The 13,789-nt window shown below is 54.5% G+C and carries 14 protein-coding genes; 2 read left to right on the top strand and 12 right to left on the bottom strand.

The annotated features are described in order from the left end of the window. Positions 1–59: 59 nt before the first annotated feature. The 8 genes from WHS88_07040 to WHS88_07005 form a co-directional block, all read right to left on the bottom strand. Entirely contained in the window at positions 60–1,457 is a 1,398-nt protein-coding gene (locus tag WHS88_07040) for a hypothetical protein (GenBank protein ID MEJ5259926.1), read from the bottom strand. A gap of 107 nt (positions 1,458–1,564) precedes the next feature. Next, on the bottom strand, positions 1,565–3,703 hold the full coding sequence (locus WHS88_07035) for a DNRLRE domain-containing protein (protein ID MEJ5259925.1): 2,139 nt from the start codon (positions 3,701–3,703) through the stop codon (positions 1,565–1,567). 290 nt (positions 3,704–3,993) lie between these two features. Further along, complete coding sequence (locus WHS88_07030; GenBank protein MEJ5259924.1) at positions 3,994–4,857, bottom strand: PEP-CTERM sorting domain-containing protein; 864 nt, start codon at positions 4,855–4,857, stop codon at positions 3,994–3,996. Positions 4,858–5,063: 206 nt separating this feature from the next. Then, entirely contained in the window at positions 5,064–5,912 is an 849-nt protein-coding gene (locus WHS88_07025) for a hypothetical protein (GenBank protein MEJ5259923.1), read from the bottom strand. A gap of 8 nt (positions 5,913–5,920) precedes the next feature. Then, entirely contained in the window at positions 5,921–6,415 is a 495-nt protein-coding gene (locus tag WHS88_07020; protein MEJ5259922.1) for a hypothetical protein, read from the bottom strand. After that, entirely contained in the window at positions 6,396–6,815 is a 420-nt protein-coding gene (locus WHS88_07015; protein MEJ5259921.1) for a helix-hairpin-helix domain-containing protein, read from the bottom strand. The genes WHS88_07020 and WHS88_07015 overlap by 20 nt, the downstream gene beginning before the upstream one ends. Positions 6,816–6,833: 18 nt before the next feature. Then, a complete protein-coding gene (locus tag WHS88_07010; protein MEJ5259920.1) occupies positions 6,834–8,309 on the bottom strand; it encodes an endo-1,4-beta-xylanase in 1,476 nt (491 codons plus the stop codon). A gap of 170 nt (positions 8,310–8,479) precedes the next feature. Next, positions 8,480–9,043 carry a hypothetical protein gene (locus WHS88_07005; protein ID MEJ5259919.1) on the bottom strand — a complete coding sequence of 188 codons (564 nt, stop codon included), beginning with the start codon at positions 9,041–9,043 and terminating at the stop codon, positions 8,480–8,482. Between the two features lie 278 nt (positions 9,044–9,321). Here WHS88_07005 and WHS88_07000 point away from each other — a divergent pair, with 278 nt between their 5' ends. Together WHS88_07000 and coaD are read left to right on the top strand one after the other, a co-directional pair. Beyond that, positions 9,322–10,026: a hypothetical protein gene (locus tag WHS88_07000; GenBank protein MEJ5259918.1), complete on the top strand. Its 705-nt coding sequence runs from the start codon at positions 9,322–9,324 to the stop codon at positions 10,024–10,026. A gap of 46 nt (positions 10,027–10,072) precedes the next feature. Continuing rightward, positions 10,073–10,594: a pantetheine-phosphate adenylyltransferase gene (gene coaD / locus WHS88_06995; GenBank protein MEJ5259917.1), complete on the top strand. Its 522-nt coding sequence runs from the start codon at positions 10,073–10,075 to the stop codon at positions 10,592–10,594. A 27-nt stretch (positions 10,595–10,621) separates the two neighbouring features. Here the strand turns inward: coaD and WHS88_06990 are convergent, their stop codons facing one another. The 4 genes from WHS88_06990 to ilvD all read right to left on the bottom strand — a co-directional run bounded on the left by WHS88_06990 (position 10,622) and on the right by ilvD (position 13,778). Further along, a complete protein-coding gene (locus WHS88_06990) occupies positions 10,622–11,089 on the bottom strand; it encodes a ferritin family protein (protein MEJ5259916.1) in 468 nt (155 codons plus the stop codon). A 157-nt stretch (positions 11,090–11,246) separates the two neighbouring features. After that, the gene (locus tag WHS88_06985) at positions 11,247–11,675 is read right to left on the bottom strand and encodes a hypothetical protein (protein ID MEJ5259915.1); all 429 of its coding nucleotides are present in this window, start codon (positions 11,673–11,675) and stop codon (positions 11,247–11,249) included. Next, positions 11,656–12,117 (bottom strand): YkgJ family cysteine cluster protein, encoded by a 462-nt coding sequence (locus WHS88_06980; protein ID MEJ5259914.1) that lies wholly within the window; start codon positions 12,115–12,117, stop codon positions 11,656–11,658. Before WHS88_06980 ends, WHS88_06985 begins: the two co-directional genes overlap by 20 nt. Next, on the bottom strand, positions 12,108–13,778 hold the full coding sequence (gene ilvD, locus WHS88_06975) for a dihydroxy-acid dehydratase (GenBank protein MEJ5259913.1): 1,671 nt from the start codon (positions 13,776–13,778) through the stop codon (positions 12,108–12,110). Before ilvD ends, WHS88_06980 begins: the two co-directional genes overlap by 10 nt. Positions 13,779–13,789 lie beyond the last annotated feature (11 nt).

Here is a 13,789-nt window from a genome sequence, read left to right as displayed (position 1 = left end):
AATAAAAAAGGCCCGCCGAATCGACGGGCCTTTGCAGAATCCTTCCGGAACACAATCCGTTAATTGCACGGCTCCAGCGTGTTGTCGCACACCAGCCAGTTGTTGACAATCAGGGTCTGCAGGTCCGTCAGGTTCACGATGCAGTCCTGATTGACATCGGCCGGATTGTACGGCTGATTGTAGAAGACATGGCTGGCGTCGCAGGAGGTATTGCCGACGACCACGCGAACCGTCGCCGAGGCACTTTCCGCCCCGTCGCTGGCCGTCAGACGGAATGTGTAGTCCCCGGCCTGCGTAAAGTCCACCCGCGTTGAGGAACTGTTCGGGCTGACAATGACGGCTGTTGTCGGCCCCGCCGTCCGCTCCCACAAATAACTCAGCTGGCCGGGCGGAATCGGAAGCCCGTCATCCTGAGCAGACCCAATCAGCGTCACCGACGTCGTCCCGGCCACCAGCCAGGTTGCCTGAGGAGAGCCGACGGAGACATTATACGGCGGCTGATTGTCGTTTGTATAGAATGACCACATCTCCCCTTCAATCTTTCCCTTGGTCGGGTCATAGCAGTCCACAACCCAGTAATACCGGGTGTAATTGGTCAGCGGGACAAAGTGCGGGAAATTGGCCGCCGTCAGGGCCACACTGGAAATATTGTTGCCCAGCGTCACCTTATCCATCAGAAGCCGGTTAGGTTCCGTGCCCAGATAGACATCACAATAAATCGGCTGGCCCGGCACATTCGGCTCCGGATTCGTCCAGGAAAGCTGAGCCAGATTTGTCGGCACCTTGTCATATCCGTCCGCCGGAACAGGGTAATCCGCCCCCAGCGGCGGGAAGACCAGCGTCAGATAAGGCCGCCAGGCCGCTGTGGCATGGTCATGCGTGGCAAAATTAATCAGCAAAGGCGAATCATGCAGAACAAACTGCACGATGCCGTCTGTATCCGCCTTGACAGCGTCAGTCACGTCAACGGTAAACGCCTGACCGGCTACCCCGTCCGTAAAGGTAATGGTACTGATATACGTAGTCTTGCTGGAATCCAAAGCCCCCAAATCCGTCGTCAGATTGCCGGGGGCATTGTTCCACGTCAGGGCATAGATTCCCTGCTCCGGATTGGCCAAACTGGTGTGGTCCACCCAGAGAATATTCTCCACGCAGCTGTCATTTACGGCAGAGACCTTGCAGCTGTTGGCCCCGGCCTTGCCTTCATGCAGAGCCACCGTCAAATACGCCGCCCGCACCTTGGTCAAATCATAGGAACCGAGCCCGCTGAACTTAATCCACGATTTGTTGCCGTTGCTCGTATTGCGAACGCTTAATTTTGAGCTGTCATGCCGGTTCTGGTCCGCATAGCCGCCGCCCTCTGTCCGACAGCTCATACTCGACATGACCTTCACATCCAGCGCCAGAGCCGAAACGCTGAACACACAGAGCAGAAGAAAGAAATATGTCTTTTTCATGGTTTATCTCCTCGTATGAATCCGGATTTCAAGCAGAACCGGTACGGGGCACACACCCGAACCGTATCCCGTGAAAACTTTTCTTCGGTTCATAATTTCATCGCCTCTTAATAACACCCGGTCAGCAGGTTTGTGCAGACCCGCCAGTTCTTGCTGAGAAACTCCGCAAAATCCTCCAGGTTCACGATGCAGTCCTGATTGAAATCACCGGCCATATACGGCTGTCCTGTGGACAGATGGGAGGCCTGGCAGCTGGTTTCGCCAACCACCACTTTCACCGTATCAGAAGTCTGCTTCTCGCTGTCATTGGCCGTCAGTCGGAACACATACACGCCGGCTTGCGAAATCGAGACGGATGCATTCAGCTGATTGTCGGGGCTGATGGTGACCGCCGGCCCGCTGTCCTGCGTCCACTGAACGGTCAATTGCCCGGGCGGGTTGGGACGTCCGTCATCCGAGGCGGTTCCGGACAGGGAAATGACCTTCGGCAGCCCCCAGGTAATCTGGTCCGGCCCGGCATTCACAATCGGCGGCTCGTTGTTGTTTACATAGAACGACCAAACCAGACCCTCCAGCACCCCTTCGCGGCTTGAATCATGCACATCCACAATCCAGTAATACGTCTGCCGCTCCTGCAGCGGCACAAACCGCGGGAAATTCGCGGACGTAACCGCCACGGTATTCACACCGGCCCCCAGGGTAACTTTATCCATTTGAATCCGATTGGGCTCCGTGCCCAGATAGACATCGCAGGTAATAACCCCGCCCGGCCGGTTCGGGTCCGGATTGGTCCACTGCAGAAAGGCCAGATTGGTCTGAACCGTCTGGCCCTGATACGGAATCGGCCAGTCTGCCCCGGCCGGTTTTTCCAGCACCGTCAGCACCGGCCGATAAGCAGCGGTTGCATGATTGTGCGTGCAGAAGTTCATCAGCACATTGCTGTTGTGAAGCACAAACTGAACAATCCCGTCTGTATCGGCCTGAACTACAGGCAAGACCCCAATGCTGTATTTTTGTCCAATCAGGCCGTCAACAATGGAAAGAGTCCCCACCAGAGTAGTCTTTGTCGGGTCCAAAAGAGCCAAATCCGTCGTCAGATTTCCCGGGGCGTTATTCCAGGTCAGCGTTGTGCGGGTCCATCCGATATTATCCAGACAGTCATCATTCACTGCCGACACATCACAGGTATTGGACCCGGCTTCCGGCTCCTGAAGGGCCACCGTCAGCGAGGCCGCCCGCAGCTTGCTTTTGTCAATCTGACCCATATTGAATTTAATCCAGGATTTGGCACCGGGAGACGAACGCCGCACACTCAGTTTGCTGCTGTCCGCCACGTTGGTATCGGGCTGGCCGCCGTCCGTCCGGCAGCTTTCCACCGCGGTAAAGACCCGCTCCACACCGACCAAAGGGCCGCCGTAAGCCGCCGGAATCTTTTCAATCTTGATGCTGTTGTAATCCACAATATCCGCCGTCCCCGTATAGGTGGACAGACGAATGAACAGCTGGTCAAACAACGTATAAATCGGAAGACTGCCCAAACCATTATCCGTTAAGGTACTCGAAGCTATCTCCGTACTGCCCTGCAGAAATGTAAAGGTCACCTTCATTTCCGCTTCTGCCGTACGCTCAAGCAGCAGTTTCATTGTATATTGCGTATTCAGACTCAAATTGGCCGCCTGACCGGAACCGGTATTCCAGGTATAGGTGCCTGCAGAACTCAGGAGACCGTCCGTTCCGGTGACATTGGTCCGTTTGCCGACCTGAATTGTCCCGGCCGTCGAATCCGGACTGAGCGTAAACATCACGGCATAACCCCGAGAGTCCACCCAGCGTCCGCCGCCGGTATCCGAGTTGGTATCCTGCAGAAGCTGCTCATCTGTCGGGTCATAAAAAAGTCCCAGTCGGAAGTTTTTGGAACTGGTGCTGTACATTGCCCCGCGCGGGGTAAATGTTATTTCGGCGACAAGCTTGTCCCCAACCCCCAGCGACACGGGGGAACCGTTCGGAGCAAAATACGTCCACATCTTGGAACTGGTGTTGCCGATCGCCTGCTGATTGACGGCCAAAGAGCCGCTGCTGACCGTCAGATTAGTCGGATGCGAAAACCATACGGCTGACTCTGTCGGCAGGTTGGTTTCTGTACGGCTTCCGTCGGCAAAGGTATCATAAAGCAGAACCTCCGCCGAGCAGACCGCACCCAGGACCAAAACCGCCGTCAGAAAGGTAAACTGAAGTGTCCTTGCCATTGTGCTTCTCCTCATCTTTTTATGAATCCCTGATTGGTTGATTTTCTCCGCAGTCCTCGTCCTGCAGAGACGCCTTGTATAGAAAACGACTTGGATTTATCTTCGGCAAATCAGACTGTTTAGACAAGTCAATCTTGCGCCAAAACAAGAATGATTTTGCGCAACAGAATGCTCAAAACCCGCTTATCAATACTGGAAACGCCTTTTTTCTCCTATCTAAGAAACCGGCCCCTGCCGCTGGGCGATGGGGCCGGTTTTCTATGTGAAGACGGTTCGTTTCCGGAGGATACTTAGCGTTTCCTGCGGAACGCCAGCAGCCCGCCGATTCCCAGCAGAGCCAGCGTTGCCGGTTCCGGGATATACTCAATCTTGATGCTTCGGATATCAATGATGTCGGCTGTTCCGGAAGCCGCAGAGAACCGGAACAGAAGGAAATCAAAATTCGTGTAAATCGGCTTGCCGCCCAGACCGTTATCCGTCAGAGAGGCCGAAGTGGAGAAGCCGTAATCATCCATAAACGTAAAATCAACCTGCATCAGGTCGGCGGCCTGGTAATCCAGAACAAACGTCATCGTATAAACCCGGTCCAAAACGAGGTTGCTCGCTCCCCCTGTGCCCGTTCCCCACTGATAGGCCCCGCTTGTCCCCAAAAGACTGGTGACTGTAAAGTCTGTCCGCTTACCCACCTGAATCGTGCTGGCTGTTCCCGAGCTCAGCGAAAACTGGACCGCATAGCCCGTCGCATCCTGCCAGGAATTGCTGACGCCGGAATCCCCGATATTGTCAGCCCGATGCTGGGGGCTGGTCGGGTCATAAAACAGCCCGAAACGGAAATTGCGGCTCGTGGAGCTGTACAGAGCACCGCAAGGTGCAAACTCGATGGTGGCCACCAGTTTGTCGCCGACATTCAGCCCCAGCGGACTGCCCTGATCAGCAAAATACGTATGCAGCCGTCGGCTCGCAGTGCTCATCGCCTGACGAACCGACCCCACGCTGACCGTCACATCGGCAGGGGACGAGGCATACAGCGCCGACTCATACGGCAGATTCGTTTCCAGACGGCTGCCGTCCGCAAAGGTATCGTGGAGAATGACAGTGGCCTGGCCGAGAGTACCTAAAAGCAGCACCAGCAGAAAAAGAAATGATTTCTTCATCTTTCCTCACTCCTTTCCAAAATGGTTTTTGGAATTTAAAAAACTTGAAATGTTTCGAGGATTTCCCTCACCCAACACACACATCACACACACTCCAGCACATTGTGAATTATCCGAAAAAAGGGGAGAAATGGACAAGACAATCTTGCGCATAAATAAAGATAAATTCGCGCAAGACCTTTTTTTCTAAGGAAGTTGCAAAAAAATCAGCGTCCGACCTGCACAAATTCACAGGCACTGCTCAGACGATAGACCGTCCGATAATTCTCTTCAGATGGACGGGAAAAAAGGCGTTGAGCCCGGGCAGGGTCCACTTCGAAAAGCCCCACCCCCCGCAGCTCCAGCCGCAGCGATGCATCCGCTCGCCCCCCGGAAAAATGCCGGGCCTCTATTACACTCGGCACCGAAAAGCCCTGTTCTGTCGGGACATAATTGTCCATATGAATCTGGACATTTTGCCGCCCCTGCGAGTCGGCGGATTCAATCGAAATCACCTGATAATCGCAGGCCCTTATCCAGATTTTTCGAATCAGCACCCCCTCCGAATCCGTCAGGGTCAGCACATCAAATCCATTGTGCCAATCGAGGGTCCAGTTTGTATCAACCTGGACCACCCCGAGGGCTTCAATCACATTCCACGGGTTGAACTGGAGCATCTCCCTACACTGTTCGGCCGCCTGCCGGGTTCCCCACCAATAAGTGTCAATCTCCGGCTTGACCATCATCCAGAAGGCCTCCGAATTGGTGCCGAAGCGAATCTCGCCGAACTTGTCCCCCCGGACAAACAGGCAATCCGGCGGAACATACCGAAACTGTGCATCAAACGTCTCTTTGCGGACCCTCCCTTCCGAATCCGTCCATTCGAGAACACAGCGGGCCGATGCCTTCAGCGGGTGCAGATTGGCCCGTTTGAGTGCCAGGGCTTTGACGGCCTCCTCAATCGTCCCTTTGCCCCGACAGGGCCGAACTTGCACCGGCGGCAGCGATGAAGGGGAGGCACAGCCGGCCTGAAAGGCCGCCCAGACGACCAGAATAATCCATCCGTTTCGAAACACGCTTTGCCCTAATCCAGTTCCGTCTGAAGAATCTGCCCCATCTGCTCAGACAGCTGCTGAATCTGCTCATCCGTCAGGTTGGGATTGACCACCTCTTCCAGCCGCTCCTGCCCGACTACCCGGACCGTCCAGACTTCGCGCCCCCCTTCCACTCGGCTGGCCTCATATTTCAGCCGTTTCTTGCGCATCAGAATCAGCATCAGAACAAAACGGAAATTGAGCTTTTCCGGTTCCGTTTCCGATGCCAGACGGTCAAAAAAGGCCAGCAGCATCTCCGGCTCAATGAACATCTGCTGCTTTTTTTTCTGGGGGTTGGGCATGCGGGTCTTCCAGAAACAGTACACTTCGGGTCGATTTGTCTCCCAGTATTCCCGGCAGAAATCGCGCCGCTCAAACCCATCCGGCGTTTCCACCAGCGCAGCATAATATTCCTCTTCCGGTGCAAACTCCCGGCCTGTCACCCAGCAGCGTCCCAGCGGTTTTTTAATCTCCCAATCCGACATTCTGACCTTCGCTCGTTTCCTCGGTTCTCTGCTGCAGTTCCTGCTCAAATGCAAGAAACGGGGCAATCTTGGATACAGTCTTCGGGCCGATTCCCGCTACGTTTTCCAAATCTTCCGGCCTTTCAAAAGCCGGTCCCTCCGTCCGCTGCCGATAACGAACGGTCTGCAGGGCCCGCACCGGCCCAATCCCCTCCAGCCGCATCAGACTGCCTATCGATGCCGTATTCGGATTGACCGCATCCGCCAGCGGCGCTCCCGTCTTTCCCTTCTGCAGCTGAAAATACATCCATCCACAAAACAGCCCAAAAACGATAGACAGCCCCACAAGCAGCTGAGCCCCTCGAAGTCCCTCTTCCAGAACGATACCGCCGCTGAAAGAGTTTATATCCTTTGCCGCCATACCCGCACGCAAACCTGTTTATCGCTTTTCAATCAATTTCTGAAATTTTACAATGCTCAGAAGGGCTTTTTTGGGATTCAGATGCTCATCCAGAAGCCCCTGACCGGCCATAGAATTCTGCGTTCCGTCAGCCAACGCCCCGTATGTAACGGTATTGATAAAAGAACGGCTCAGCGCCGCTTTATAAAAACTTTCAATCCACTGGGCCTGAATCTCCTCCGTCCACGGTTTGTGCCAATAGCCGCACAGCTGCGGGTCCCCCTGCGGCATCGAAATCCGATCCGGAACGGCCACACTCGTAATATGAACCGGCTTGGCCACCTGCGCAAAGAAATCCAGACGCGAGGAAATCTGCATCATATCCCGGACATGCATTCCCGGCTGGTTGGCCCCGAACTGCAGCTGCAGACCGACGGCATCAAAGTTAATCCCGCTCTGGATAATCATATCCGCATAAACAAGGGGCGGGATGGTTGTGCGGTCCGTGGCGTAATACTCACCCCAGGGAAACACAATCTCGATGATTTTCCGCGACTTGGTATCCGCCGACTTGGCCGCCAGACACGCCGTCCGCGTCATTTCAATCACCTGTTCAAAGGTAAACCCGAAACAATTCCACGCGTGCATGCCGGAAATCACCCGCCAGGCATGAACGTATTTGGCATACCGGGCTACCGTGCGGACCACAAACTCATACGCCGCTTCCCGGATTTTTTCAAATTCTCTGGCCTCCGAAGCCAGCCAGGCAGGCAGACTGGCGGGGTGAAAGCGAAGCAAGGGACCGGCACAGAGGGCCAGGCGGCGTCCCGCCAGCAATTCCATACACCGGTCAATCGCCTCAAAATCATAATGTCCGGGTTTTGTCTCAATCCGCCCCCATTCCATCGGAATCGTCACAAACCCGAAAATCTCAAGCAGCCATTTTCGATAAGTCGGGTCCTCTATTCGTTCCAAATCAATTCCAACCCCGAGAGAATGACGTCCGAGCCCCCGATGTCGGCAGCGCAAAGCCAAAAGCTGGTCCGCATGTCGAGCCGCCAGCTGCTCGGAGAACTGAAGCCCCTTTTCCAGAGAGCGGTCCGCCAGCACCGATGCCTGCGCCGGGTCCGAAATATGCAAAAGCGACTGGATGAACAGGTCCTGCGCTTCGTGGGCCAAATCGGCGAATCGGGTATCTTCTTCAAAGAGGGCCCAATCCTCTCGCTTCAGGGTAATCTGCATCAGGCGGGCCCTTGCCAGCTCCACGTTCAGATTGTAGGGCTCCGGCCTGTCCGGAAGCCGCGTCGTAGACAAAAGGAGCCGCCCGGCCCCCTCTACCGGCCAAAGCAGCGCCAAACCCGCTGAATCCGGACTTTTCTTGGTACACTCCAGAACCCCGTCCTTATAGTCCATTTGCACCTGATAAAGAGGAATCTGGTCCGCCCCGAACATATAAGCAGCCGCCGGAGAAAAATCCTCCGCCGGCTTACCATCCTGAAACACCAGAAATTTCAACAGTCCGCTCCCGTTTGAACTAAATGGTTTCAAAATCTTCAAAAAAGAGAACCTGATGGATTATAGCAAAAGCGATTCCGGATGCAATTGATTCCTCCGGCCCCTTCGCGCAGAAACAAAAAAACCGCGGTTAAAAACCCGCGGTTTGGGACAATCCAAAATCGGACAGTTCAAAACTGCCAGTTTGCAGGGTAGTGGATATATTGCGTCTTGATATTGAAGCGGCGGCTCAATGCCTCTACCAACGCCGCAGTTCGACGCAGCTGATAGGCCGTGACCGGGCTGTCGTACAAATCGGCCACGACGCAAATCCGAATAATCCCGTTATTGCTCTTCTGCTGAATCCAGCTTTCGGTGCACTCAATCTGACCGTCGCCGGCCCCTCGGCCGTTCCCAACCAGAAAATGAAAATCAGCCCGGGCTGTGCCCCGAAGGGAGGAAATCATCGCCACATCGCCCGCATTCCCCGAATTGGTCCGGCTGTAATAGACCTCGATTCGATTCCATTCCGCAGGCCGCGCTGTTATCGGACGAAAGGCCGCCTTTTCAATGGGATCCAATCGTAAATAACTGGCCAGACTGTAGGCCCCGGTCATAGGTGTCTTCTGGTCGAGGGCCATCAACAGCAATCCGGCGATAGTCATTGACGCAACCAGTGAGACCCATACGAAGAACGTGCGATTCCGACGATTCATGCCCATCCCTGTGCGCTCATTCCAAGATTTCCATCTCATAACTCGTCCCGCCCATTGTACCATTTATTTCGGCGCTTCAAACAAAAATCCTGAAACTTTTTCACCTCGTCTCACAAAATATAAATAATAAAATGCACTCTCGATTCCTAAAATAGCGGCCAGACCAGTCGTACGCTCTGTAGCGAATCCGCCGAGAAGCGTTTGTAAGGTTTATACGGGATAAATCAGCATAAATTTGCCCTCCGGCACGAGAAATTGCTTGACGCAATCTTGCCTATTTTCTTACTATAGCAGTGCGCACACAGGAGGATGGATGCATGGAAGAGTTAGAAAGGATTCGCCGACTCGCAGAGGAGGTGTTAACCTTTCAGCTGCCGTCAGGGTGTACCGAACGATGGCTGTGGGAAAAAACCTTACACATCGCACGGAACGCTGAACTCATTTCCAAATTACCTGAATTAACAAAAAAGGGCGAATCCGTTGATACGTTTTCCCTCCTGGCCGCCGCCTACCTGTCCGATTGCGGATACCGACTCTACAGCCGCATCAAAGAACGCTCCCTTTGTGAAGCCGTTTCGGAGCTGCGAGGCAGACAGTTGAGGGAGTATTCTGTCCAGTTCGTCAAGGAAAAACAAACGGCCTCATTGTTAGGGGACAAAACAGAGTTAATATGTCGGGTAGTTATAGAATCCGAAAGCCGCGCTTCCCCGCTTGTTGAGGCTCAAATCCTTTCCGACGCCCGTCTCCTTGACGAAATAGGAGCCTTTGGGCTTCTGCACGAATTCCGCCGATACTTTCTGCAGGGCAAAGGAGCAGCCGCTTTGCTGGACGGCTGGGACCGACGAGTCGAATACCGTTACTGGGATGCCCGCCTGAAAGAAGGATTTCACTTCCAGACGGTCCGACAAATCGCCCAGTCCCGTTTTGCCGCCATGGAGCAATACATTCGCCAGCTGCGAAACGAATACCTCGGGCAGGACTTCCGGAACATAGAACTTGAATCCTTCAAGGCAATCTCCTAATATTTTTCAAAAACGACAAAACCTCCGAACCGAAAAGGAACCTTCGATGAAACCGCAGTCCATTACGGCCATTTTTCCGGGGTCATTCGACCCCATCACGAATGGGCATCTGGATGTGATTCGCCGGGGATACAAACTGTTTGACCGGCTGATTGTGGCGGTCGGACAAAATCCCGGAAAGGAAGAGCTGTTCACCAAAGCGGAACGAGTGGACATGATTCGCAATCTGGTCTCGGACCTGCCGGGTGTGACCGTGGAAAGCTATGACACGCTCACGGTGGAGTTTGCCGCCCGCAAAGGGGCCCAAGTCATGCTGCGGGGGCTGCGAAACCTCACGGATGTTGAATATGAGTTTCAGCTGGCCATGACCAACCGAAAAATCGCCGGCATCGAAACCGTCTTTATCATGACCAGCGAAGAATACGGCTACGTCAACTCCACGATGGTCCGCCAGCTGGCCCTGCTGGGCGGGGATGTCTCCGGGCTGATTCCCCCCTCCGTCTATCAGCGGCTCCGGCAGAAATTAACCGTTCGAAAACCCGCCAAGCAAAACGACGTCCCGGAATAGCCCGGTTTGCCGAGAACAAAATCTTTCTTATATTTCCGGTTCCGGAAAAAGAGATTTGTAATCTTTCTCCAGCTGCAGCAGATAGCGCATTTCCTGTTCGGCCAGTCCGAACAGCACATCGGCCGTTTCCGAATTTTCCGCCCGGTACATCATCTCAGAAAATTTTCGAAAGATGGTCCGCTGTCTTCTTATGGCCAGTTCAAACGCATCTTTCACAGACATCGGCACTGTCAGAAACAGCAGTTCCGGCCATTCATCCAGCGGTGAAACCGAAGGCGGTTCAGACACCGTCGCCCCAATCTTAAACAGTTCCAGTTCAACAGCCTTTCTTCGTCGCTCCTCCGCCCCGGCCAACGCTGTAAAAATTGACTGAACAGCGGGTTCCGCCACAGCATCCGATAAGTGCAGATAGAATTTCCTTGAGGATTCCTGAAGGGCCAGGGCAAACCGTAAAACATCTTCAACGGTATGAAAATGCACCATAACCGTTCTCACAAAAAAACAACCTGTGAGTCAAATCCCTGTCTGGTTTTTCTACCCTGCATCCGAACAAAAAGTTCTTGTTTCTTTCATCGTCAAAAAAATTTTCTTTGTAAAGACGGATTTTCCCTGAAGGGTCGATAAGAAAAAATCTGAATCAGGAGCTGAAAAATTACGCAAGCCACAGGTCGGGCCGGCTGAGTGCATACTTTAAATCGATGTATCGATACGGCAGATTGTACTGAACACAGATTTCCTTAAACCGACGGATGGCTTCTTCGCTGAGCTGATGCTGCCGCCGCGTGTCCGATGTGCATGTAAAAATCCGGCAGGCGGCAAACCGGTACATATAAACACTGCATCGTCCATTTTCCCGATACGGACAAACCCCATCTGTCATCATACGAAAATCCAGAGACAGGTGATGGAGAAAATAGAGCACCTCCGGCGTCGTGATGTACAAACGATGTCCGTAATTCTCAAAATCGCAGCAGGTCCCGCAGGCCCGACAGGCGGGATTCAAAACCTGAATCGCTTCCGCCAGCCAATCATACACCTGCCGAACACGGACAAGCACTTCCTCAAGTACATCCGTCGGCATCGGGTTTTGCGGTTCGCAGGGATTCAATCTGTTCCACACTCCAAAAAGTACCCTGATTGATTCCGGGGCATTTCTGTCCCGTCGCTTCCCACGCCTGGGGCGTGCGAAGGTTTTCATTCCAAAACGGCCAGGTTCGGCACTGAAGCGGCCGCACCGGATAGATCGCGCAGCCGCGCCGGCCGCCGCCGAAATCCGTCAGAAAAATGCAGTCTTTGGTTCGCGGATGCTCGATGAGGCTGAGACGAAAACCCACTCGACGGACATATTTCTCCCGAAAGACCTGCGGAGATATGCCTAAATATTCCGCCGCCCGCTCAAGTTCCCTCCGCGTCAGCCAGATATACCCTTCCTGCGGTCCCGCACAGCAGCCCCCGCAGCCGGTACATTCAAACCGCAATCCCCCCGCGTACCACTTGTCGGTCCGAATGTCCATCAATCCCATTTCAGAACAGCTCCGGTATCGGCGCTTGTGGCCATTGCAGCATATCGGCCCAAACAACCGTGGCGAATCCGTGGAACGCCGGGCCTCCACTGGCTGATTCGCTGGTTCATTTCCTCGGCACTCAATCGGACATCCAGCCTTCGGGCCGGAATATCTATCTCCACAATATCCCCGTCTCGAAGCATCGCAATCGGGCCGCCGACCGCCGCTTCGGGGCTGATATGGCCGATGCAGGCGCCGCGCGTGCCGCCGGAAAACCGCCCGTCCGTAATCAGCGCCACGGAATCCCCCAGCCCCGCCCCCATAATATAACTGGTGGGACTGAGCATCTCCTGCATCCCCGGTCCGCCCTTGGGCCCTTCGTACCGAATGACTACCACATCGCCGGGTTTGACCTTGCCGCCCAGGATGCCTTCGCAGGCCTCTTCCTGGCTTTCAAAAATCACCGCCGGCCCGCTGTGGCGCAGCATCTTCTCCGACACACCCGCCGTCTTAACCACACAGCCGTTGGGAGCCAGATTCCCGCGGAGAATCGCCAGGCCCCCTGTCTTTGAATAGGCATTTTCGAGCGGACGGATGCACTCCGGATTGCGAATTTTGGCCTTTCGAATCCGCTCCCCGAGCGTAACGCCGGAGACCGTCATACACTCCGGATGCAGCAGCCCTTCAATCTTACTGATTTCCTTCAGAATGGCGCTGATTCCGCCGGCCGCATCCACATCTTCGATATGCCAGTGGCTGGAAGGAGAGACCTTGCAGATATTCGGGCACCGTTCACTGATGCGGTTGATTCGGTCCAAATCATAGGAGATGCCCGCCTCATGGGCCAGGGCCAGCGTATGCAGCACCGTATTGGTAGAGCCGCCCATGGCCATATCACAGATGAAGGCATTGTCGATAGACTTTTCAGTAACAATGTCGCGCGGCCTCAGATTCTCCCGCACCAGTTCGACAATCCTCTGTCCGGCCGTACGGTACAGTTTCTGCCGCCGCCGGTCCACCGCCGGAATCGTACCGTTGCCCGGCAGGGCCATTCCAATCGCCTCACACAGACAATTCATACTGTTGGCTGTGAACATCCCCGAACAGCTTCCCGGAGTCGGACAGCCCGAGCATTCGAGATCATGCAGCTGCTCATCGCTGATTTTGCCGGCGTTAAACTGGGCAACCCCTTCAAAGATGCTGATTAAATCCGCCGTCTTTCCGTCTTTGGTCTTGCCTGCCAGCATCGGCCCGCCCGACACAAACAGTGTCGGGATGTTTACCCGAACCGCCGCCATCAGCATCCCGGGAACGACCTTATCACAGTTCGGAATACAAACCATCCCATCAAAACAATGGGCCTGAAGCATTGCCTCCACAGAATCCGCAATAATCTCCCGGGAGGCCAGAGAATATTTCATCCCCGTATGCCCCATCGCGATGCCGTCGCAGATAGCAATCGTATTAAACTCAAAAGGAACGCCGCCGGCCTGCCGAATGGCCTTTTTGACAACTTTGGCTACCTCGCGAAGGTGAACATGCCCGGGCACAACATCGCAATAGCTGTTTGCCACGGCGATAAACGGCTTGTTGATGTCTTCTTCCTTCAGTCCGCAGGCCCGCAAGAGGCCCCGGTGCGGCGCCCGCTGAAACCCCTGCTTAATCCGGTCGCTGTTCATAGGCTTCTCCC

The organism is Anaerohalosphaeraceae bacterium, assembly GCA_037479115.1.
Classification (GTDB): Bacteria; Planctomycetota; Phycisphaerae; order Sedimentisphaerales; family Anaerohalosphaeraceae; genus JAHDQI01.
The sequence above is the reverse complement of the archived record's forward strand: the minus strand, read 5'-3'. Positions and strand labels throughout refer to the sequence as shown.

Bases quoted from the DNA above. Each gene is read 5' to 3' on its own strand.
- WHS88_07040 (MEJ5259926.1), bottom strand. From the start codon at position 1,457: ATGAAAAAGACATATTTCTTTCTTCTGCTCTGTGTGTTCAGCGTTTCG.
- WHS88_07035 (MEJ5259925.1), bottom strand. From the start codon at position 3,703: ATGGCAAGGACACTTCAGTTTACCTTTCTGACGGCGGTTTTGGTCCTG.
- WHS88_07030 (MEJ5259924.1), bottom strand. From the start codon at position 4,857: ATGAAGAAATCATTTCTTTTTCTGCTGGTGCTGCTTTTAGGTACTCTC.
- WHS88_07020 (MEJ5259922.1), bottom strand. From the start codon at position 6,415: ATGTCGGATTGGGAGATTAAAAAACCGCTGGGACGCTGCTGGGTGACA.
- WHS88_07015 (MEJ5259921.1), bottom strand. From the start codon at position 6,815: ATGGCGGCAAAGGATATAAACTCTTTCAGCGGCGGTATCGTTCTGGAA.
- WHS88_07005 (MEJ5259919.1), bottom strand. From the start codon at position 9,043: ATGAGATGGAAATCTTGGAATGAGCGCACAGGGATGGGCATGAATCGT.
- WHS88_07000 (MEJ5259918.1), top strand. From the start codon at position 9,322: ATGGAAGAGTTAGAAAGGATTCGCCGACTCGCAGAGGAGGTGTTAACC.
- coaD (MEJ5259917.1), top strand. From the start codon at position 10,073: ATGAAACCGCAGTCCATTACGGCCATTTTTCCGGGGTCATTCGACCCC.
- WHS88_06985 (MEJ5259915.1), bottom strand. From the start codon at position 11,675: ATGCCGACGGATGTACTTGAGGAAGTGCTTGTCCGTGTTCGGCAGGTG.
- WHS88_06980 (MEJ5259914.1), bottom strand. From the start codon at position 12,117: ATGGGATTGATGGACATTCGGACCGACAAGTGGTACGCGGGGGGATTG.
- ilvD (MEJ5259913.1), bottom strand. From the start codon at position 13,778: ATGAACAGCGACCGGATTAAGCAGGGGTTTCAGCGGGCGCCGCACCGG.